Source organism: Streptomyces sp. NBC_00250 (assembly GCF_036192275.1).
Lineage (GTDB): Bacteria > Actinomycetota > Actinomycetes > Streptomycetales > Streptomycetaceae > Streptomyces.
Map to the genome: position 1 here is coordinate 4,697,262 of NZ_CP108088.1, position 20,399 is coordinate 4,717,660.

20 protein-coding genes and 2 tRNA genes are annotated in these 20,399 nt (G+C 70.0%); 16 read left to right on the forward strand and 6 right to left on the reverse strand.

The window, feature by feature from the left end; genetic code table 11:
• Positions 1–28: 28 nt before the first annotated feature.
• The 6 genes from gyrA to OG259_RS21255 all read left to right on the forward strand — a co-directional run bounded on the left by gyrA (position 29) and on the right by OG259_RS21255 (position 7,171).
• Positions 29–2,665, forward strand: a complete 2,637-nt coding sequence (gene gyrA, locus OG259_RS21230) for a DNA gyrase subunit A (RefSeq protein ID WP_328943701.1) — start codon at positions 29–31, stop codon at positions 2,663–2,665.
• Between the two features lie 106 nt (positions 2,666–2,771).
• Positions 2,772–3,338, forward strand: coding sequence for a DUF3566 domain-containing protein (locus tag OG259_RS21235; protein WP_328943702.1), 567 nt, complete (start codon positions 2,772–2,774; stop codon positions 3,336–3,338).
• 98 nt (positions 3,339–3,436) lie between these two features.
• A tRNA-Ile gene (locus tag OG259_RS21240) sits at positions 3,437–3,510 on the forward strand.
• A 158-nt stretch (positions 3,511–3,668) separates the two neighbouring features.
• The gene (locus OG259_RS21245; protein ID WP_003958712.1) at positions 3,669–3,803 is read left to right on the forward strand and encodes a DLW-39 family protein; all 135 of its coding nucleotides are present in this window, start codon (positions 3,669–3,671) and stop codon (positions 3,801–3,803) included.
• 153 nt (positions 3,804–3,956) lie between these two features.
• Complete coding sequence (locus OG259_RS21250) at positions 3,957–5,867, forward strand: vWA domain-containing protein (protein ID WP_328943703.1); 1,911 nt, start codon at positions 3,957–3,959, stop codon at positions 5,865–5,867.
• The gene (locus OG259_RS21255) at positions 5,864–7,171 is read left to right on the forward strand and encodes a hypothetical protein (protein WP_328943704.1); all 1,308 of its coding nucleotides are present in this window, start codon (positions 5,864–5,866) and stop codon (positions 7,169–7,171) included. Before OG259_RS21250 ends, OG259_RS21255 begins: the two co-directional genes overlap by 4 nt.
• 22 nt (positions 7,172–7,193) lie before the next feature.
• Here OG259_RS21255 and OG259_RS21260 read toward each other — a convergent pair whose 3' ends face one another.
• Both OG259_RS21260 and OG259_RS21265 read right to left on the reverse strand, forming a co-directional pair.
• Positions 7,194–8,561 carry a serine/threonine-protein kinase gene (locus tag OG259_RS21260; protein ID WP_328943705.1) on the reverse strand — a complete coding sequence of 456 codons (1,368 nt, stop codon included), beginning with the start codon at positions 8,559–8,561 and terminating at the stop codon, positions 7,194–7,196.
• Positions 8,562–8,620: 59 nt separating this feature from the next.
• Entirely contained in the window at positions 8,621–9,169 is a 549-nt protein-coding gene (locus tag OG259_RS21265; RefSeq protein WP_328943706.1) for a helix-turn-helix domain-containing protein, read from the reverse strand.
• A 128-nt stretch (positions 9,170–9,297) separates the two neighbouring features.
• Between OG259_RS21265 and OG259_RS21270 the strand changes: the two genes are divergently transcribed.
• Positions 9,298–9,370 (forward strand) — tRNA-Ala (locus OG259_RS21270).
• Between the two features lie 79 nt (positions 9,371–9,449).
• Here OG259_RS21270 and OG259_RS21275 read toward each other — a convergent pair.
• Positions 9,450–9,698, reverse strand: coding sequence for a hypothetical protein (locus OG259_RS21275; RefSeq protein WP_328943707.1), 249 nt, complete (start codon positions 9,696–9,698; stop codon positions 9,450–9,452).
• 419 nt (positions 9,699–10,117) lie between these two features.
• Between OG259_RS21275 and OG259_RS21280 the strand changes: the two genes are divergently transcribed.
• The gene (locus OG259_RS21280) at positions 10,118–10,504 is read left to right on the forward strand and encodes a DUF6344 domain-containing protein (protein WP_328943708.1); all 387 of its coding nucleotides are present in this window, start codon (positions 10,118–10,120) and stop codon (positions 10,502–10,504) included.
• A gap of 326 nt (positions 10,505–10,830) precedes the next feature.
• On the opposite strand, the gene OG259_RS21285 is transcribed toward OG259_RS21280, so the two are convergent.
• Positions 10,831–11,544 carry a DUF5324 family protein gene (locus OG259_RS21285; RefSeq protein ID WP_328943709.1) on the reverse strand — a complete coding sequence of 238 codons (714 nt, stop codon included), beginning with the start codon at positions 11,542–11,544 and terminating at the stop codon, positions 10,831–10,833.
• 174 nt (positions 11,545–11,718) lie between these two features.
• Between OG259_RS21285 and OG259_RS21290 the strand changes: the two genes are divergently transcribed.
• Both OG259_RS21290 and OG259_RS21295 read left to right on the forward strand, forming a co-directional pair.
• Entirely contained in the window at positions 11,719–12,246 is a 528-nt protein-coding gene (locus OG259_RS21290) for a peptidylprolyl isomerase (RefSeq protein WP_328943710.1), read from the forward strand.
• 22 nt (positions 12,247–12,268) lie between these two features.
• Positions 12,269–13,153, forward strand: a complete 885-nt coding sequence (locus OG259_RS21295) for a rhomboid family intramembrane serine protease (RefSeq protein ID WP_328943711.1) — start codon at positions 12,269–12,271, stop codon at positions 13,151–13,153.
• Between the two features lie 326 nt (positions 13,154–13,479).
• On the opposite strand, the gene crgA is transcribed toward OG259_RS21295, so the two are convergent.
• A complete protein-coding gene (crgA, locus tag OG259_RS21300) occupies positions 13,480–13,734 on the reverse strand; it encodes a cell division protein CrgA (protein ID WP_030321260.1) in 255 nt (84 codons plus the stop codon).
• Positions 13,735–13,874: 140 nt separating this feature from the next.
• Here crgA and OG259_RS21305 point away from each other — a divergent pair, with 140 nt between their 5' ends.
• The 6 genes from OG259_RS21305 to OG259_RS21330 all read left to right on the forward strand — a co-directional run bounded on the left by OG259_RS21305 (position 13,875) and on the right by OG259_RS21330 (position 18,150).
• Positions 13,875–14,642, forward strand: a complete 768-nt coding sequence (locus OG259_RS21305) for a DUF881 domain-containing protein (protein WP_328943712.1) — start codon at positions 13,875–13,877, stop codon at positions 14,640–14,642.
• A gap of 61 nt (positions 14,643–14,703) precedes the next feature.
• Positions 14,704–15,372 (forward strand): class E sortase, encoded by a 669-nt coding sequence (locus tag OG259_RS21310; RefSeq protein ID WP_328943713.1) that lies wholly within the window; start codon positions 14,704–14,706, stop codon positions 15,370–15,372.
• 64 nt (positions 15,373–15,436) lie between these two features.
• Positions 15,437–15,598: a hypothetical protein gene (locus tag OG259_RS21315; protein WP_015034837.1), complete on the forward strand. Its 162-nt coding sequence runs from the start codon at positions 15,437–15,439 to the stop codon at positions 15,596–15,598.
• Entirely contained in the window at positions 15,595–16,233 is a 639-nt protein-coding gene (locus OG259_RS21320) for an aminodeoxychorismate/anthranilate synthase component II (RefSeq protein WP_328943714.1), read from the forward strand. The genes OG259_RS21315 and OG259_RS21320 overlap by 4 nt, the downstream gene beginning before the upstream one ends.
• On the forward strand, positions 16,230–17,438 hold the full coding sequence (locus OG259_RS21325) for a class E sortase (RefSeq protein ID WP_328943715.1): 1,209 nt from the start codon (positions 16,230–16,232) through the stop codon (positions 17,436–17,438). Before OG259_RS21320 ends, OG259_RS21325 begins: the two co-directional genes overlap by 4 nt.
• Positions 17,439–17,475: 37 nt before the next feature.
• A complete protein-coding gene (locus OG259_RS21330) occupies positions 17,476–18,150 on the forward strand; it encodes a class E sortase (RefSeq protein WP_328943716.1) in 675 nt (224 codons plus the stop codon).
• A gap of 81 nt (positions 18,151–18,231) precedes the next feature.
• On the opposite strand, the gene pknB is transcribed toward OG259_RS21330, so the two are convergent.
• A complete protein-coding gene (gene pknB, locus OG259_RS21335; RefSeq protein WP_328943717.1) occupies positions 18,232–20,250 on the reverse strand; it encodes a Stk1 family PASTA domain-containing Ser/Thr kinase in 2,019 nt (672 codons plus the stop codon).
• Positions 20,251–20,399: the final 149 nt, after the last annotated feature.

Here is a 20,399-nt window from a genome sequence, read left to right on the forward strand (position 1 = left end):
GACCGTACGAAAGGACTGACGACCAGCAATGGCCGACGAAAACACCCCGACCGGGACCACCGAAGAAGAGCCCGTCCTGCGCATCGAGCCCGTCGGGCTCGAGACCGAGATGCAGCGCTCGTACCTCGACTACGCGATGTCCGTCATCGTGTCCCGCGCGCTGCCCGACGTACGGGACGGCCTCAAGCCCGTCCACCGTCGCGTGCTGTACGCGATGTACGACGGCGGCTACCGGCCCGAGAAGGGCTTCTACAAGTGCGCGCGCGTCGTCGGTGACGTCATGGGTACGTACCACCCGCACGGCGACTCCTCGATCTACGACGCGCTCGTCCGCCTCGCCCAGCCCTGGTCGATGCGGATGCCGCTCGTCGACTCCAACGGCAACTTCGGCTCCCCGGGCAACGACCCGGCCGCCGCCATGCGTTACACCGAGTGCAAGCTCATGACGCTGTCGATGGAGATGCTCCGGGACATCGACGAGGAGACCGTCGACTTCCAGGACAACTACGACGGCCGCAACCAGGAGCCGACGGTCCTGCCGGCCCGCTTCCCGAACCTGCTGATCAACGGCAGCGCCGGCATCGCGGTGGGCATGGCGACCAACATCCCGCCGCACAACCTCCGCGAGGTCGCGGCCGGTGCGCAGTGGGCGCTCGAGCACCCCGACGCCGGCCACGAGGAGCTCCTCGACGCGCTGATCGAGCGGATCAAGGGCCCCGACTTCCCGACCGGCGCGCTCGTCGTCGGCCGCAAGGGCATCGAGGAGGCGTACCGCACCGGCCGTGGCTCGATCACGATGCGCGCGGTCGTCGAGGTCGAGGAGATCCAGAACCGCCAGTGCCTGGTGGTCACGGAACTGCCGTACCAGACCAACCCGGACAACCTCGCGCAGAAGATCGCCGACCTGGTGAAGGACGGCAAGGTCGGCGGCATCGCCGACGTCCGCGACGAGACCTCGTCCCGGACCGGCCAGCGCCTGGTCATCGTGCTCAAGCGCGACGCCGTCGCCAAGGTCGTCCTCAACAACCTGTACAAGCACACCGATCTGCAGACGAACTTCGGCGCCAACATGCTGGCGCTCGTCGACGGCGTGCCGCGCACGCTCTCGCTCGACGCGTTCATCCGTCACTGGGTGACGCACCAGATCGAGGTCATCGTCCGCCGGACGAAGTTCCGGCTGCGCAAGGCCGAGGAGCGCGCCCACATCCTGCGCGGTCTGCTCAAGGCGCTCGACGCGATCGACGAGGTCATCGCGCTCATCCGCCGCAGCGACACGGTCGAGGTCGCCCGCGGCGGCCTGATGGACCTCCTCCAGATCGACGAGATCCAGGCAAACGCGATCCTGGAGATGCAGCTCCGCCGGCTCGCCGCCCTGGAGCGCCAGAAGATCGTCGCCGAGCACGACGAACTCCAGGCGAAGATCAACGAGTACAACGCGATCCTGGCCTCGCCCGAGCGCCAGCGTGCGATCGTCAGCGAGGAACTGGCCGCGCTCGTCGAGAAGTTCGGCGACGACCGCAGGTCCAAGCTCGTGCCCTTCGACGGTGACATGTCCATCGAGGACCTGATCGCCGAGGAGGACATCGTCGTCACCATCTCGCGCGGTGGCTACGTGAAGCGGACGAAGACCGAGGACTACCGCTCGCAGAAGCGCGGCGGCAAGGGCGTGCGCGGCACGAAGCTGAAGCAGGACGACATCGTCGACCACTTCTTCGTCTCCACGACCCACCACTGGCTGCTCTTCTTCACCAACAAGGGCCGGGTCTACCGCGTCAAGGCGTACGAGCTGCCCGACGCCGGGCGGGACGCGCGCGGCCAGCACGTGGCCAACCTGCTGGCCTTCCAGCCGGACGAGCAGATCGCCCAGATCCTGGCGATCCGCGATTACGAGGCCGCGCCGTACCTGGTGCTCGCCACCAAGGCCGGTCTGGTCAAGAAGACCGCGCTGAAGGACTACGACTCGCCGCGTTCCGGCGGTGTCATCGCGATCAACCTCCGGGAGACGGACAACGGCGCCGAAGGCATCGCCGACGAGCTGATCGGGGCCGAGCTGGTCTCGGCCGAGGACGATCTGCTGCTCATCAGCAAGAAGGCGCAGTCGATCCGCTTCACCGCCACCGACGACGCGCTGCGTCCGATGGGACGTGCCACATCGGGCGTCAAGGGGATGAGTTTCCGCGCGGACGACGAGCTGCTCTCGATGAATGTCGTCCGGCCCGGTACGTTCGTCTTCACCGCGACCGACGGCGGGTACGCGAAGCGCACCCCCGTCGACGAGTACCGCGTCCAGGGCCGTGGCGGCCTCGGTATCAAGGCCGCCAAGATCGTGGAGGACCGTGGCTCGCTCGTGGGCGCGCTGGTGGTCGAGGAGACGGATGAGATCCTCGCCATCACGCTGTCCGGCGGTGTGATTCGTACGCGAGTCAACGAAGTCAGGGAGACCGGCCGTGACACCATGGGCGTCCAGCTGATCAACCTGGGCAAGCGCGATGCCGTCGTCGGCATCGCACGGAACGCCGAGGCCGGCAGCGACGACGACGTCGATGACGCCGAGGACGCCGAAGGCGCCGTGGAGGCGTCCGAAGGCGCGGTGGTCGAGGCCGTGGTGGTCGAGACCGAGGCAGTCGAGGGCACGGAGCCCTCGGCCGGGGAGCACGAGGAGTAAGAGCGTGAGTGGAGCCACGGGCGCCGCATCGGCGGCCGCCGGAGCTTCTGCTGGTGCTGGAGCGAACGGCGCCCGTGGCCCCGCCACGGACTCCCAGGGGGTTGCGGTGACGGACACTCGGGGGCAGCAGCCCTCGTACGAGACCTACAACGGGCCGCTGCCCGGCGAGCGCGCGGGTGCGCAGCAGCCGGGCACGCCCTACCACCCGCCGCAGGCGTACGGCGCTCCGGCGTCGGGCGGCACGGCGGGCGGCACGGCCGGTGCGGTGCGCCGGCCGCGTACCGGGGCGCGCACGACGCCCCGTACGCGCAAGGCGCGGCTGCGGGTGGCCAAGGCCGACCCGTGGTCGGTGATGAAGGTGAGCTTCCTGCTCTCCATCGCACTGGGCATCTGCACGATCGTCGCCGCGGCTGTGCTGTGGATGGTCATGGACGCCATGGGCGTCTTCTCGACGGTCGGCGGCACGATCAGCGAGGCCACGGGCTCGAACGAGTCCAACGGCTTCGACCTGCAGTCGTTCCTGTCGCTGCCGCGGGTGCTGATGTTCACCTCGGTGATCGCCGTGATCGACGTGGTCCTGATGACCGCTCTGGCGACCCTGGGCGCGTTCATCTACAACCTGTCGGCCGGCTTCGTGGGTGGCGTGGAGCTCACGCTCGCCGAGGACGAGTAGGACGCGCGGGGCCGGTCCGGGAACGGATTTTGGGACTGGCCCCCACGTGCGCTAATCTTCAGGAGTCAGCGCGCGGGACACACACCGCAGAGCGCGGCGGGGCTATAGCTCAGTTGGTTAGAGCGCATCCCTGATAAGGATGAGGCCACAGGTTCAAATCCTGTTAGCCCCACAGTGTCGATCGACCCGGACGGTTACTCCGTCCGGGTCGATCTGTTTTCCCGGGGGCGTTGGAAGGTTTGAACCTCGTACAGGTCACCGATCGGTATCGGTCGATGTGTAGAGTGGGCGTCAGATGTCTCCTACGTCAACGAAAGACGAGGTCGCGCGGTGAAGAAGCTTCTCCTGGTCGCACTGGCCGCCATCGGCGGGCTCCTCGTGTACCGCCAGATCCAGGCGGATCGCGCCGAGCAGGATCTGTGGACGGAGGCGACCGACTCCGTGCCCGCAGGTTCGGGTGTCTGAGACACACATTCTGTGGGTGAGGCCCCGGCCGCGCGTGAGCGCGGCCGGGGTTTCGCTGTTCCAGGACCGTGACACGGACCTCCTTGAGTTCGCCTGAGCAAATCACTAGCTTGCTTAAGCAAAGTTGAGTGATCGCGAACAAGGGGGACGGTCATGAGAGTTCGACGAGGAACAACCGGGGGCGTGGTCGCGGGGCTGTTCGCCCTACTGCTCGTACCCGCTCCGGCAGCCGTGGCGGAGACCACGGAGGATCCCGGCGGGGGCAGCCTCGTCATGGTGCTCGACTCCTCCGGCTCCATGGCCGACCCGGTGGGCGGCGGCGAGGACCCCGGACGTACGAGGATGGCGGCGGCCCGTGACGCGGTCGGGACCGTCGTCGACGGCCTCCCCGACGGCCACCCCACCGGACTGCGCGTGTACGGCGCCGACCGGACCAGTGGCTGCACCGACACCCGGCTCGCGAAGCCGGTCGCCCCGCTCGACAGGGCCGGCCTCAAAGCGGCCGTCGCCGCGCTCACGCCCAGGGGTGACACCCCCATCGGGCTCTCGCTGAGGAAGGCCGCCGAGGACCTGCCCGAGCCGGCCCCCGGAGCCATCACGACCCGCACGATCCTGCTGATCTCGGACGGCGAGGACACCTGCGGCACTCCGCAGCCCTGCGAGGTCGCGGCGGAGCTCGCCCACCAGGGCATCGGGCTGCGCATCGACACCGTCGGCTTCCAGGTGAAGGGCGAAGCCCGGGAACAGCTGGAGTGCGTCGCCGAGGCCGGGAACGGCCACTACTACGACGCGCCCGACGCCGACGCGCTCGCCCGACAGCTCCAGCGGGCCGCCCGCCTCTCCGCGGACGGCTACCGGCTGCGCGGCACCCGGGTGGAGGGGACACCGGCCAGGGACGGCGCCCCGAAGATCGCCCCCGGGCAGTACCTCGACACCATCGGACCCGGCGAGCGGCGCTACTACGCGGTCGACCTGGACTCCGCCTCCACCGCGAACTTCGCGGCCACCGCCGTACCCCAACCGGGCGCCGCCGTGGACACCGTCGACAAGCTGGCCACCAGCCTCGTCTGGGTCTCCGGCGTCGGCGACGAAGGCAACTGCGCGACGAAGACCGAGATCTTCCACCAGGACGAGGGCGCGGTCCCGCTGACCTCGGCCGTCTCCCGCATCCCCACCGAGACGCGGTACTCCACCTGCGACAAGGCCGGCCGCTACTGGCTGGCCGTCGAGCGGGAGAGCAAGCCGGAGTCCGACGCGGCCCGCTGGCCCCTGGAGCTCGTCTTCGGCGTGGAGGAGCCGCTGCCCGCAGGGGCGGTCCCGGCCCAGTCGCAGCCCGAGTACGGGGCCGGCGGCCCGAAGGCCACCCTGCCCACCGGCGACCCGAAGGACGTCCGGGGCGGCACCGGCTTCAACGATGCCGAGGAGCTCGGCCCGGGCGTCTGGCGCGACCGGCTGCTGCCCGCCCAGACCCTCTGGTACAAGGTGCCGGTCGGCTGGGGACAGCAGCTCCGCTACGACGTCGACTTCGCCAACGAGCCGACCGTCAGGGGCCCGGGCTCCCCGGCCATGTCGTACGGCGGCACCGAGGTCTACACCCCGGCCCGGCACCCGGTCGGCATCGGCACCGGGGTCTTCACCTCGCAGACCACGTACACCGGGCACCCGGCCTCGCTGCGGATGGGCACGGTCCCGGTCGCCTGGACCAACCGGTACGAGCCCGACCCGAACGTCATCCCCGTGCACACGCCCGGCGGCCACTACATCGCCGTCACCCTCGGCGCCGACACGGCCAGGCTCGCCCGCAACCCCGAGATCACCGTCGTCCTCCGGATCGCCGTCCTCGGCGAGGAAAAGGCCGGACCCGAGCACCACGCGCGCGCGATGGACCCCGCGAAGCCGGACGAATCCACCACGCGGGCGGACACCGGAGGTACGGGCGGGGCAGGATGGACCGGCACCACGGCCGTCGCGGTGGGCGGCGGGGCGCTCGTGCTGCTCGCCGGGGTGCTGATCGCCCTCGGGCGGGCGCGGCGCAGGGCAGGAACGGACGGGAGAAACGCGTGAGCACGCAGGCCGGGAGGCGGACCGGGATCGGCCGGAGGGCGGGAGCCCTGATCGCGGCGGTCGCCGCGGTGGGCGCGGTGACGGCACTGCCCGTCCAGGCCCACGCGGCCGAAGGGGCCGAGGGGTCGGCGGTACCGCCGTACGCCTTCGACGGCTCCGCCCAGCGGATCCAGGGCGCCGCCTCCAGCCTGGACGCGAAGGCCCTGAAGGCCGGGCAGACGTACCGGGACACCCTCAAGAAGGACGGCAAGGTCTACTACCGGGTCGACCTCGACACGAAGCGGAACGCGTACGTGTCCGTCGTCGCCGTCCCCAAGCCCGGCGGCAAGGTCGAGTACGGCGACGGCTTCAAGGTCAGCATCCAGGACACCACCGGAGCCGAGTGCGGCTACCAGGAGGTCGACTTCGGCTCCGGGACCTACACCCGGCCGCTCGCCGCCTACGCCCGCCGGATCATCGACCCGGAGTCCTCCACCTGCCAGAAGGAGGGCGCCCACTACGTGCTCGTCGAGCGCGAGTCGGCGGCGGTCTCCACCCCGGACGACTGGGAACTGGAACTCCGGCACGTGACCGAGCCCCTCCTCAAGAAGGCGGGCCCCACCGCGCTCCCCGAGGCCTGGGCGTCGGCCACGCCCGCGCCGCCGGCCGGTGGTCAGCAGAACAGGCAGGGCGGCGCCGGGTTCCACGACGCCGTCTCGCTGCGGGAGGGCGAGTGGCGGGCCGACATCCGGCCCGGCCAGACGCTCTTCTACCGGGTGCCCGTCGACTGGGGGCAGCAGCTCTTCGCCAGCGCCGAACTGGGCAGCGGCGCCGAGGGCGACTCCGTGAGCAACGCGCTCAGCCTCTCGCTCGACAACCCGGCCCTCGGCTTCGTCGACATGAACACGGTCAGCTACGACGGGGAGCCCGCGACGCTGGCACTCGACCCGCAGCGGCCGGTGGCCCACGAGAACCGTCACACCTACGACAACGCCACCAGTGGCATGCGGTTCGCCGGCTGGTACTACCTGTCGGCCACGCTCAGCCCGGAGGTCGCCAAGGAGTACGGGGACAAGGCGGTGCCGCTGACCCTTCGGGTCTCCGTGCGGGGCGCCGCGAAGCCGGGGCCCGGGTACGACGGTGACCCCGGGCCGTTCACCGTGACCGCCGACGACAAGGAGGCGGCGGCGAACGGCGCCTCCGGGGCGCAGGCGGCGGGAAGCGACTCCCTGCGGGTCGTCGCGGCGGCCGGCATCGGCAGCGGCACGGTGCTGCTGCTGGGGCTCGGCGCATGGACGCTGATGGCGCGGCGGCGGGCGGCCTAGAACTCTCGGTCGGTGGGTCGGCTCAGGTCTGGGCGAGGGCCCAGAAGCCGACCGCGAAGCAGACCAGTGCGAGCAGCAGGACCGGGATCGTCACCTTCGGGGGCGGTCCCGGTCGGCGTACGGGGCCGGGGGCGTCCGCCGGGGCGGACACGGGGGCGGTGTGCTGCCCGGGAACCTGAACGGGGTGAGCGGTGTATGGATGAGTAGGGGCTTGTCCGTACGGCACCGCCGCGGTGGGGGTCTGTTCGAAGGAGGGGGTCGGATGCGTGACCGGCGGGGGCAGGTGGAAGCTGCCCGTCTCGGAGGCCGCGGGCACCGGCGCGGCAGCCGGGACCGGGGCGGCGAGCGGGACGGTGCCCGGGGTGACCGGATGCTGGGGCTGGTAGTGCGGCTGTGGGGGCTGCTGCCAGGGCGGTACGGGCGTGGGGGCGGGCGTCGGTACGGAATCGGGTGCGGCGGCCGTGGCGGGGTCGCCGGCGAAGCCGGTGGGGGCAGCGGGGCCGGCGGGTCCCGCGGGGCCCTCGGGGCCGAAGCCGGACGGCAGGGGCCCGAGTTGGTCGAAGATCTCGACCGGCTCCTCGTCGGGACGCGGCTCGGGCAGCATGTCGACGGCGGCGGTCAGCGCCTTGCGCGCGCCCGTGGCCGTCCGGAAACGGGCCTGCGGGTCGGGCTGGAGCAGTCCGGCGAGCACCTGCCACAGGGGTTCCGGGATGCCCTCGGGGGCGCCGGGAGTGCCGTGCGTGAGGAAGTGCTCGACCAGGGCCTGCGAGTCCGGCTTGCGGCCCTGGAGCAGATAGAGGGCGACCAGGCCGACGGCGAAGAGGTCGGCCGTGAAGTCCGGCTCGGCGCCCAGGAGCTGCTCGGGCGCGAAGTACCCGGGCGTGCCCACGACGTAGTTGGTCTCGGTGAGACGCGGCTCACCCTTGCGCATGGAGATGCCGAAGTCGGACAGCCGGAGATGCGGCCGCCCGGTGCCGGTGACGTCCATGAGGATGTTCGCGGGCTTGATGTCACGGTGCACGACCCCCTCGGCGTGCACCGTGGCCAGTCCCGAGAGCAGCTGGTCGAGCAGGACGCAGACGAACCGGGGCGGCAGCGGGCCGTAGTCCCCTATGACATGGGCCAGAGAGCCGCCGGCGACCAGGTCCATGGTGAACAGGACCTTGTCGTCGTCGGCGGCCCAGCTGGCCGGCGCGAGGACGTGTGGATGGTCGATCCGCAGCGCCTGCTCGCGGACGAAGCGGAGCAGCGTGTGCGCGTCGCTCTGCAGAAGCACCTTGGCCGCCACATAGCGGCGGCGGCGGTGGTCCCAGGCACGCCATACCGCGCCCGCCCCGCCCCGGCCGATCGGGTCGACCAGCTCGTACCGACCAGCGAAGATCTCACCCATCGTGCTGCGTCCGCTCCCCGTTGCTTCGTCTCAAGCCTGCCGGCCGGCTGCCGACCGCGTCAGTTCTGGTGCGACTCGTAGTGGGCGACCGCGTCCGCGGTGCGCCCGGCGCCGTACACCCGGAGGAACTCTGCCAGTTCCGGGTGGGCCGGGGCGAGGGAGTCGGCGGCGTCGATGATGTCGCCCGCCGCGGCTACGGAGCGCAGCAGCGACTGGATCTCGCGGACCACCCGGCGGACGGTCGGAGCGCCGGACCCGGTGGTCGACTGGCCCGAGCTGGTGAGGACGGAGCCGCCCTGCGACTTCTTGACCTCGTCCATCCGGTCGGTGGCCTCGGCGGCGCTGACACTGCCGTCGGCGACCTGCACGGCGAGCTCCTGGAGTGCCTGGACACGCTGGACGACGGCCGGGTTCCCGATCTTGGCCCGCTGGCCGCTCATCAGCTGGGACAGCATGGGCGCGGACAGTCCGAGCACGGCCGCGAGCCTGGCCTGATTGAGCCCGAGATCGTCGATCAGCCGACGGAAGAGCGCCCCCAGCGGCTCTCCGTACCAACTGCGCTGAAGCTCTCTGGCTCTCGCCGTGGCTTCCTGCTGCGCTGCGTCCATTTCTTCTCCCCATCCCTCGGTTCGCCACTGCGAACCTCGATCAGCATCTTACGGAGAGTGGTCGCCGACCGGGAGTCCCAATCCTTTTGCCGGACATGGGGGGTGACCCGGTACGCTGTCTTCGTTCCGGGGCCTTAGCTCAGTTGGTAGAGCGCTGTCTTTGCATGGCAGATGTCAGGGGTTCGACTCCCCTAGGCTCCACGAGAAACACCCCCTCCGAACTGCGGAAACGCAGGTCAGAGGGGGTGTTTTCATGAGGTGGGGCGGGCGGCGGCCGGGATCAGCGGTCCGGGTTCTTGCCTGCCGCGACCTCCTTGACGCGGGCGACCTGGATGTCCGCCGCGTACTTCAGGTTCCTGGGGTCCGTCTCGGACGAGTAGATGTGCGACACGACCGAGCCGATGCGCAGGTAGACGTGGGCGGAGGACCCGTTCGTGAGCGCCTCGGTCTCGTCGGCCTCTGAGTCCACGGTCAGCGGCTTCGTCGGGCGGCCGTCCTTCACGGCCTCCCCGCTCTTCTTCTTCGCCATGCTCTTGGCCGCCGCGCCCGCCTCCGCCGCGGAGCCGGAGGAGAACTCGATGCGTGTACATCCCCGTCGCGTCGATCCAGGTCTCGGACGCCTTCGTGTCCGCCGTTCCCGGCTGCTTCTCCGCGGGGGCCGAGCCCGTGGGCTTCGCGCTTCCCGCCGCAGGGCCGTCCCCCTCTTCGCAGCCGCTCAGCGCGAGCACCAAGTTCGCGCGATACCGGCGCGATGCAGGGGGCGGTTGAGGGGGCCCGATCCGGCGGTCCGGAAGGACCGCTGCTCCGGACGGGTGGTGTTCATCGGAAGAACTGCGCGGCAGCGGCGACGTTCCGTGGAAATCGGGCGCGCATCCACATCATGAGGAAAGTACGTAAAGCGCGCAAACCGAAATGAACCATTCGAGAACGTCACGAAAGTGAGGGGCCATGGCCACCGCCAAGGTCAAGCAGTTCTGGACCGCCTTCATCTCCGTCCTCTTCGCCCTGCTCGCCTCCGTCGGCCTGGCGGGCACCGCCGCCGCGACCGGGCAGCCCGCCGTTCAGCAGCCCGAGGAGCCGGTCGGCCCCGCCGCCGCCACGGCCCCCGTCGCCGGGGAGCGGGCCGCCCTCGCGTCCGTACCGGCACAGAGGGCACACCGGTGGCCGCTCGTCGGGGACCGCTCCCTGCCGCCCACCATCAAGCAGCGCATCGCCGCCGAGGCCCACGGGTCCTCTCCCGCCGCCCGGCACCGCTCCACGGCCGGCGCGAACGCCGCGGCCGAGAACGACGAGCCGGCCGCGCTGACGGAGCTGGCGCTCGCCGCAGCGGCGTAGGGCGCGGAGAGACGATCACGCATGCTCCCCGCACCTCGCACCTCCTCGCAGCATCTGCCTCGTGGAACCTGCCTCGCAGGACCTGCCTCCTCGCAGAACCCGCTCCGTAGAACCTGCCTCCCAGGACCTGCCTCGCAGAACCCGCTCCGTGGAACCTGCTCCGTAGAACCTCGGCAGACCCCAGCGGGACCCCAGCAGAACCTCAGCAGGGCCCGGCAGGACCTCAGCAGAGCCCGGCAGGACCCCGGCAGAACTCCAGAAGTACCCGGCAGTGCCCGGCAGTACCTCAGAAGTACCTGGCAGTACCCAGAGCAGTACCCGGTCGGTCAGCGGCGTTCGTCGCGTTCGGCGGCCTCTTCGGCTGCGGCCGCGGCTTCGGCCTCGTTCTCCTTGGCCTCCACCTCCGGGTCGAGGGAAGTCCCACTGTCGTCGACGGACGTCAGCATGGTCTCCTCCTCGTCCACCTCGGTGGGAGCGGGCGGTTCGACCAGCCAGTCGGGATTGGCCTGCTTGTCCCACCACCTCCAGGCGACGTAGGCGCCGGCGACGAGAACGCCCAGGACCACAAGGCCCTTGGCGAGATGTCCGGCCCTGGTTCGCCGCTCGTGCCTCTTCACGATCTTCTCGATGTCCCTCGGTGTCACCTGACCGCGCAGCGCGGCCCAGGCGGCAGTGGAACGCGACCCGGCCTCCTCAAGGACGGGACCGGTCGCGGCGACCGCGTGCTCGACACGCGGGACGGTGTAGTCGGCCGCCTGACGGCAGGCCTGGCGGGTCTTGACCGCCGCACGTTGTGCGGCCGCGTCGACCCGCGGCGGTACATGCGGTGCGACATGCGAGTCGTACTGTGCACGAGCCTGCGCCCGGGCCTGTTGAGCGGCCTTCGAGACCTTCGGCGCGATCACCGCACGCGCCTCCTGTGCGTAGTGCGCGGCCTGGTCCTTGGCCGTGCCGGCGTACGGCGCCACCACTTCCGCGGCGTGCAGGACGCTCTCCTTCGCCGAATCTGACGCGGCGCGCACGCTGTCCATGCGGGTCACGGGATTCCTCCTCCTCGGTGGCGACGATGTCGGTTTTTCACCTTTCCATCCTTTTCGGAATCATGCCCCCCGGAGCAAAGTCCGGCATGTGGGGCGGGCATCCGGGGCATGCGAGGATCGGACACGCCAGAGCAGACGTGACATGACGCGACATGACGTGGACGGAAGGCGACCGTGGCCGAGCAGTTGTACGCGATCCTCAAGACCAGCCTGGGTGACATCGAGGTGCGGCTGATGCCGTTCCACGCCCCGAAGACGGTCAGGAACTTCGTCGAGCTCGCCGGCGGTGAGCGCGAGTGGACGCACCCCGCGACCGGCAAGGTCTCCTCGGACCCGCTCTACGACGGCACGGTCTTCCACCGGGTCATCAAGGGCTTCATGATCCAGGCCGGTGACCCGCTGGGGAACGGCACGGGCGGTCCCGGCTACGAGTTCGCCGACGAGTTCCACCCGGAGCTCTTCTTCGACCGCCCCTACCTGCTGGCCATGGCCAACGCCGGTCCGGGCACCAACGGCTCGCAGTTCTTCGTCACCGTGGGCGCCGCGACCTGGCTGAACCGCAAGCACACGATCTTCGGTGAGGTCGCGGACAAGGAGAGCCGGAAGGTCGTGGACGCGATCGCGGCCACCGCGACCGACCCGCACACCGAGCGACCGCTCCAGGACGTGGTCATCGAGTCCGTGGTGATCGAGAAGCGCTGAGGCGGAAGGGACGGCACCTCCTATGGATCCGCGACCTTCCGAGAACCCGCACTCCGGACTGCCGCGCTGCTACCGCCACCCGGAGGTGGAGACCGGCATCCGCTGTACGCGCTGCGAGAAGCCGATCTGCCCGCAGTGCATGGTCTCCGCCTCCGTCGGCTTCCAGTGCCCCGACTGCGTTCGCAACGGTTCGGGGACCGGTCACGCCGCCGACGCCAACCAGCCGCGGACGCTCGCGGGTGGCCGGGTGGCGGCGGACGACCGTCTCGTCACCAAGATCCTGATCGGGATCAACCTCGCGGTGTACCTCGCCGTCCTGGTGTTCGGCGACCGGCTCGTCGACGAGCTCGTGCTCATCGGCTACGCCTTCAGCCCGGCGCTCGGCGAGGTCGTCGGGGTCGCCGACGGCGAGTGGTACCGGCTGCTGACCTCGACCGTCCTCCATCAGGAGGTCTGGCACATCCTCTTCAACGTGCTGGGCCTGTGGGTGATCGGCGGGATCGTCGAGCCCGAGCTGGGCCGGATCCGGTACGCGGCCCTGTGCCTGCTCTCCGGTCTCTCCGGATCCGTGCTCGCCTACCTCGTCGCCGCGCCCAACCAGCCCTCGCTCGGCGCCTCGGGCGTCGTCTACGGCCTGATCGGCGCCTGGGTGGTGCTGGCCCGTCGGCGCCGGCACGACATGCGGCCGGTGGTCCTCTTCGTGGCCCTGTCGCTGCTCATGACGTTCACCCGACCGGGGATCTCCTGGGAGGCCCACGTCGGCGGTCTGGTCGCGGGTCTCCTGGTGACGTACGCGCTGGTGCACGCGCCCAGGGTCCGTCGGGACCTCGTGCAGTACGGGGCCCTGGCGCTGGTGCTGCTGATCGACCTGGGGGTCGTGCTGGCCCGTTCGGCGGCGCTCACCTGAGCGCACAGGGCTGTGGACGAGCTTCTCTGTGAGCTTTCCCCAGAGTTATCCACAGTGCGTGGCGATCTCCCCCCGTTCTGTGGGGAAAGACCGCGCCCCTCGCCTCTGACCTGGTATTTCTCCAGAGAGGCGAGGGGCATTGCGGTCTCCGCCGAGGGTGATTCCGGTCATACCGGCGTCAACCTCGTGCGAGTTATCCACAGATCTTCGTAAGTTATCCAGTGCTGTGCACAACGCTGTGGATAAGTTCAGGGGAGAGCTTGACGAGCGGCAGGTACGGACGCTAGATCGCCGCGCCCGCCGCTGTCTCCCCTACTTCCCCGCAGCTACTTCCACTGCGTGGAGACACCGAAGCCGGCCGCGATGAAGCCGAAGCCCACCACGATGTTCCAGTTCCGGATCGACTCGATCGGCATCGAGCCGTCGGTGACGTAGAAGACCACGATCCACACCAGACCGATGGCGAACAGCGCCAGCATCACAGGCGCCACCCAGCTGCGGTTGGTCAGCTTGATCGAGGTGGCCTGCTTCGCGGGCGGGGGCGTGAAGTCGGCCTTCTTGCGGATCCGTGACTTCGGCACGAGGGACTCTCCTGTCGATGCGCTGCGTGACCGCGCAGGGAACTGTGGCTGGCGCCGGGATGTGACGAAGGAGGACGACTGAGTCCCCCAGGCGTCCGTTAGCGTAGTGGTTCCGCGGCACCGAAGGGGATCAGGGTACGTTGAGCAATTCCGCCGGCACTCCCGAAGGACCCGGCCGCCCCGCGAGGTGGCGCCCCGTCCAGGTGCTCACCCTTGCCGTTTTCGCCCTCGCCGGACTGATCTTCGTCACGAGTTTCAACACGGCCAAGGGCACCAACATCCGCACCGACGCCTCGCTCCTGCGGCTCTCCGACCTGATCGAGGAACGCAGCCACAAGAACGCGGGCCTCGACGAGTCCACCTCCGCCCTCCGCTCCCAGGTCGACACCCTCGCCGCCCGCGACGACGGTTCCACCCGTGCGGAGGACGCGAGACTCGACGCGCTGGAGGCGGCGGCGGGCACCACCGAGGTCTCCGGCTCCGGTCTCACCGTCACCCTCGACGACGCCCCGCCGAACGCCCAGGCCGCCCCCGGCTACCCCGAGCCGCAGGCCAACGACCTGGTCATCCACCAGCAGGACCTCCAGGCCGTCGTCAACGCCCTGTGGCAGGGCGGCGCCGAGGGCATCCGGGTGATGGACCAGCGGCTGATCTCCACCAGCGCCGTGCGCTGCGTCGGCAACACCCTGATCCTCCAGGGCCGCGTCTACTCGCCCCCGTACAAGATCACGGCCGTCGGCGACCGGGGAAAGCTGAACAGGGCCCTCGCGGGCTCCCCGGCGATCCAGAACTACCAGCTGTACGTGAAGGCGTACGGGCTCGGCTGGAAAGTCGACGAGCACAGGGCGGTGACTCTTCCCGGGTACTCGGGCACAGTGGACCTCCACTACGCGAAGCCGGTGAGCTGACAGCCGCCTCGCCGACCGCTGGTGGGCCGACACCCGGTGCGTCGACTGCGGGAGGGGCCGCTTGCGTCTCGTCGTGAGGACCTTCAGCGAGCTGTGCATCACCGTCGGCGCCCTGATCGTCCTCTTCGTCGTGTACGTCCTGTACTGGACCGGCGTCCAGGCCGCGAGCGCGAGCGCCGGCCAGATCGACACCCTCCAGCGGGAGTGGACGAGCACCCCGGTCCGGACCGCCGCCCCCGCCCCCAGGGCCGTGCCGTACGTCCCCGGCCGGGGCATCGCCGTCATGTACGTCCCCCGGCTCGGCAAGGACTGGAAGTGGCCGGTCCTCCAGGGCACGGAGGTCGGCACCCTGAAGAAGGGCCTCGGCCACTACGCCGGCACCGCCCGGCTCGGCGCGACCGGCAACTTCGCCGTCGCCGGCCACCGCCGCACCTACGGCGACCCCTTCAAGGACTTCCCCCGGCTGCGCGAGGGCGACGCGATCGTCCTCACCGACGGGACGACCTGGTTCACGTACCGCGTCGACCGCGCTCCCCACCGGACCGTGCCCACGGACATCGGCGTCATCGATCCCGTACCCGTGAAGTCCGGCTTCGCCGGGCCCGGCCGCTATCTCACCCTCACCACCTGCGAACCCGAGTGGGGCAGCAGCCACCGGCTGGTCGTCTGGGCGCACCTCGACGCCACCCGTCCGGTCGCCGACGGCCGTCCACAGGCTTTGGACAGCTGACCCCCCACGGCCCCCTCGCCCCGTACTCTGGTCCCCGTAACGAACGGAAGGGGCGGTCGACGTCATGTACGGCTGGATCTGGCGGCATCTGCCGGGCAACGCGTGGGTGCGGGCGCTGATCTCGATCGTGCTGGTCCTCGCGGTCGTCTACGTCCTGTTCCAGTACGTGTTCCCCTGGGCGGAGCCTCTGCTTCCGTTCAACGATGTGACGGTGGACGGCCAGTGAGCGCGCGAATTCTCGTCGTCGACAACTACGACAGCTTCGTCTTCAACCTCGTTCAGTACCTCTACCAGCTCGGCGCCGAGTGCGAAGTCCTCCGCAACGACGAGGTCGAGCTGAGCCACGCCCAGGACGGCTTCGACGGCGTCCTGCTCTCGCCCGGACCCGGCGCGCCCGAACAGGCCGGGGTCTGCATCGACATGGTCCGCCACTGCGCGGACACCGGCGTGCCCGTCTTCGGGGTCTGCCTCGGCATGCAGTCGATGGCCGTGGCGTACGGCGGGGTCGTCGACCGCGCGCCCGAGCTGCTGCACGGCAAGACCTCGCTCGTCACGCACGAGGGCCAGGGCGTCTTCGCCGGGCTGCCCTCGCCGTTCACCGCGACCCGCTACCACTCGCTCGCCGCCGAGCCCGCCGCGCTGCCGGCCGAGCTCCAGGTCACCGCGCGGACCGAGGACGGCATCATCATGGGCCTTCGCCACCGCGAACTGCCCGTCGAGGGCGTCCAGTTCCACCCCGAGTCCGTCCTCACCGAGCACGGGCACCTGATGCTCGCCAACTGGCTGGAGCAGTGCGGCGACAAGGGGGCGGTCGGACGGTCGGCGGGGCTCGCGCCGGTGGTGGGCAAGGCCGTCGCGTGACGACGGGCTCTCCGTGGTTCCGGGCGACGAACGAGCCCGAGCCCGAGCCGATACCCGTGGACCCTTACGCGGTCCCTTCGCCGTACCAGGAACCGGCTCCGGCCCCGTACCCCGAGCAGCCCTACCAGGAGCACCGGCAGCCCTACCAGGAGCCTCGACAGCCCTACCAGGAGCACCAGCAGCCCTACCGGGAACCCGAGTCCGGCTACGAGACCCCTTACACAGCTCCCTACGCAGCTCCCCACGAGGCTCCCCGCGAGGACTCCTCCACGCCCTCGTACGAGCCGTACGAGGCGGTGGAGGTCCCCCGGCCCTCAGCGAGCGACACGGCGGTTCTGGAGGCCGTGGAGGCCCTTCCCGGGCCCGGCCGGGCCGAGCGCCGGCGCGCCGCCAAGGGCGGTCGGGGCAAGAGCCGCCGAGGCGGCCCGCCCGCCACCCCGTCCGGCGCCTCGCCGACCGCCCCGCCCGCGGCCCCGCTCTCCCGCGTCGAGGCCCGGCGTGCCGCCCGCGCGGCCAAGGACAGCGTCGGCGTCGTCGCAAGCCGCGCCGTCGGGGAACTCTTCATCACCTTCGGCGTCGTCATGCTGCTCTTCGTCACCTACCAGCTGTGGTGGACGAACATCCTCGCCGGTCAGGAGACCGACCGGGCCAAGGAGCAGATCGAGGACACCTGGGCCAACGGCGACGCCGAGAAGGACGACAGCAAGCCGGGCGCCTTCGAGCCCGGCGAGGGCTTCGCCATCATGTACATCCCCAAGCTGGACGTCGTCGTCCCCGTCGCCGAGGGCATCAACAAGGCCAAGGTCCTCGACAAGGGCATGGTCGGCCACTACTCCGACGGCAAGCTCAAGACCGCCATGCCCGCCGACAAGCAGGGCAACTTCGCGGTCGCCGGCCACCGCAACACCCACGGCGAGCCGTTCCGGTACATCAACCAGCTGAAGCCCGGCGACCCGATCGTCGTCGAGACCCGGAACGCGTACTACACCTACGAGATGGCGAGCATCCTGCCGCAGACATCGCCCTCCAACGTCTCCGTGATCGACCCGGTGCCGAAGGGCTCGGGCTTCACGAAGGCGGGCCGGTTCATCACGCTGACCACCTGCACACCCGAGTTCACCAGCACCTACCGCATGATCGTGTGGGGCAAGCTGGTCGAGGAACGCCCGCGCAGCCAGGGAAAGCCGAAAGCGCTCGTAGGCTGAGACCCCACACCTCCGGACGGGACGACGGGACGACCTAGTGGCACGCGTGCGTAATCGGATCGCCGGGATCATCAGCCTCTTCGGTGAACTCCTCATCACGGCGGGCGTGGTGCTCGGCCTCTTCGTCGTCTACTCCCTGTGGTGGACGAACGTCCTCGCCGACCGTGCCGCGGACCAGGACGGCGCCCAGGTCCGCGACCGCTGGGCCGACGGACCCGGAGCGCTCGACACCAAGGACGGCATCGGCTTCCTGCACGTGCCGGCGATGAAGAACGGTGAGGTCCTGGTCAAGCAGGGCACCGGCAGCGACAACCTCAACAACGGCGTTGCCGGCTACTACACCGACCCGATCAAGTCCGCGCTCCCGCAGGACAAGCAGGGCAACTTCACGCTCGCCGCGCACCGGGACGGCCACGGCGCCAAGTTCCACAACATCCACAAGTTGAAGAACGGCGACGCGATCGTCTTCGAGTCCAAGGACACCTGGTACATCTACAAGGTCTACAAGACCCTGCCGGAGACCACGAAGTACAACGTGGACGTCCTCCAGCCCGTGCCGAAGGAGTCCGGCAAGAACAAGCCCGGCCGGTTCATCACCCTGACCACCTGCACCCCCATGTACACCTCCGACTTCCGGTACATCGTCTGGGGCGAGCTGGAGCGCACGGAGAGGGTCGACCGCGACCGGACCCCTCCGGCGGAGCTTCGCTGAGGTGACCGAAGAGGACCGAAGGGGAGAGCCCCGGCATCCACTGGATGCCGGGGCTCTCCCCTTCGAACGGTCGCGGGGGCGTCAGTCGAAGAAGCCGCCGCCGCCGTCGCCGGGGTTCCCGTTGTTGCCGCCGTTGCCTCCGCCACCGATCGTGTAGACGGTGATCGAGGTGCCGGGGTTGACCATGGAGTTCGCGGCCGGGTTCGTGCCGAGCACCATCGCGTCCTCCTTGTCGGAGCCCTCCTGGACGACGACCAGGTTCAGGGCCTCAAGCTGCGCCTTGACGTCCTTGAACGGCCTGTTCGTCAGATCGCCGGGAATCTGCACCTGGGTCTGCTGCGGGCCCTTGGAGACCTTGAGCGTGATCTGGACTTCCTTGGACTGGTCCGAGGGGCCCTGAGGAGTCTGGTCGACGACCGTGCCCGCGGGCTGGTCGTTGTCCACCTCCTCCTTGACGATGTTGCTGAAGCCGACCCCGTTCAGCTGCTGAACGGCCTGGTCGTAGCTCCGGTTCTTCACATCCGGGAGCTGGAGCAGCTTCTGCTTCGCGACGGTGATCGTCACCTCGGAGTTCTTCTCCGCCTTGGTGAGACCGTCCGGGTTCTGCCGCAGGACCGTGCCGGGGTCCTCGTCGGACTCCTCCTGCACGACCTTGACCTTGAAGCCCTTGTCCTTCAGGGTCTCCTCGGCGCGCTCCTGGGACTGCTCGACGACGTCCGGGACCTCGGCGAGGGGGGCGCCCTCGGAGACGTACACCTGGATCGTGGCGCCGGTGTCCATCTTCGCGGCGTTCTCCGCGACCGGGGACTGGCGGCAGATGGAGCCCTTGGGCTGGTCGCAGCGCTCGGTGCCGGCCTCCTGCAGCTTCACCTCGGAGTTGGTCGCGTTCCCGTTCGCCGCCTCCAGGGTCAGACCGACCAGCTGCGGGACGGTGACCTGCCGGACGCCGTCCTTCTTCTCGAAGAGGGAGACGCCGATGAAGATCGCACCGACGAGCACCAGGATGCCCGCGAGGACCAGCAGGATCGTCGAGGTGTTCGACTTCTTCTGGCCGCCGCGACGGCGGTCCGGGCGGTCGTCGTAGCCGTAGCCACCGTCGTCCGCGTTGATCGGGGGCAGCATCGAGGTCTGGCCTGCCGGGTCGGCCTGGCGCAGCGCCGTGGTCGGCTGGTCCTCCGGGTAGCCGCCGTAGCCCCCGCCGTAGGCGGGCGCGCTCCCCATGCCCATCCCCATGCCCATCGCGGCGGCGGCCGCGACCGGCTGACCGTCGAGGCAGGCCTCGATGTCCGCGCGCATCTCGTCGGCGGACTGGTAGCGGTAGTCGGGGTCCTTGACCAGCGCCTTGAGGACGATGGCGTCCATCTCGGGCGTGATCTCGGGGTCGAAGTTGCTCGGCGGCTGCGGCTCCTCGCGGACGTGCTGGTACGCGACCGCGACCGGGGAGTCACCGATGAACGGGGGACGGACGGTGAGGAGCTCGTACAGCAGGCAGCCCGTGGAGTACAGGTCGGAGCGGGCGTCGACCTGCTCGCCCTTGGCCTGCTCCGGGGAGAGGTACTGGGCCGTACCGATCACCGCGGCGGTCTGCGTCATGGTCATGCCGGAGTCGCCCATGGCGCGTGCGATGCCGAAGTCCATGACCTTGACCTGGCCGGTGCGCGTCAGCATGACGTTCGCCGGCTTGATGTCACGGTGCACGATGCCGGCGCGGTGCGAGTACTCCAGCGCCTGGAGGATGCCGACCGTCATCTCGAGCGTGCGCTCGGGCAGCAGCTTGCGCCCGGAGTGCAGCAGCTCACGCAGGGTCGACCCGTCGACGTACTCCATCACGATGTACGGGATGGAGACCCCGTCGACGTAGTCCTCGCCGGTGTCGTAGACCGCGACGATCGCCGGATGGTTCAGCGAGGCGGCGGACTGTGCCTCACGGCGGAACCGGGCCTGGAAGGACGGGTCGCGGGCCAGGTCGGCCCGCAGCGTCTTCACGGCGACGGTGCGGCCGAGCCGGGTGTCCTGTCCGAGGTACACCTCGGCCATGCCACCACGGCCGAGCACCGAGCCCAGCTCGTACCGGCCGCCGAGGCGACGCGGCTCTTCCATAGCTAATCCAGCCCTCTCCGTCTGTCCCGACCGCACCCATGGGTGGTCCGGCGGTGTGTGCTGTTCGCGGATACGGTACCGGCCCCGGGAAGACGATCCGCCCGGGGCCGGTAGCTGATACCTGACCGGTACCTGGCACGTACGGGGCC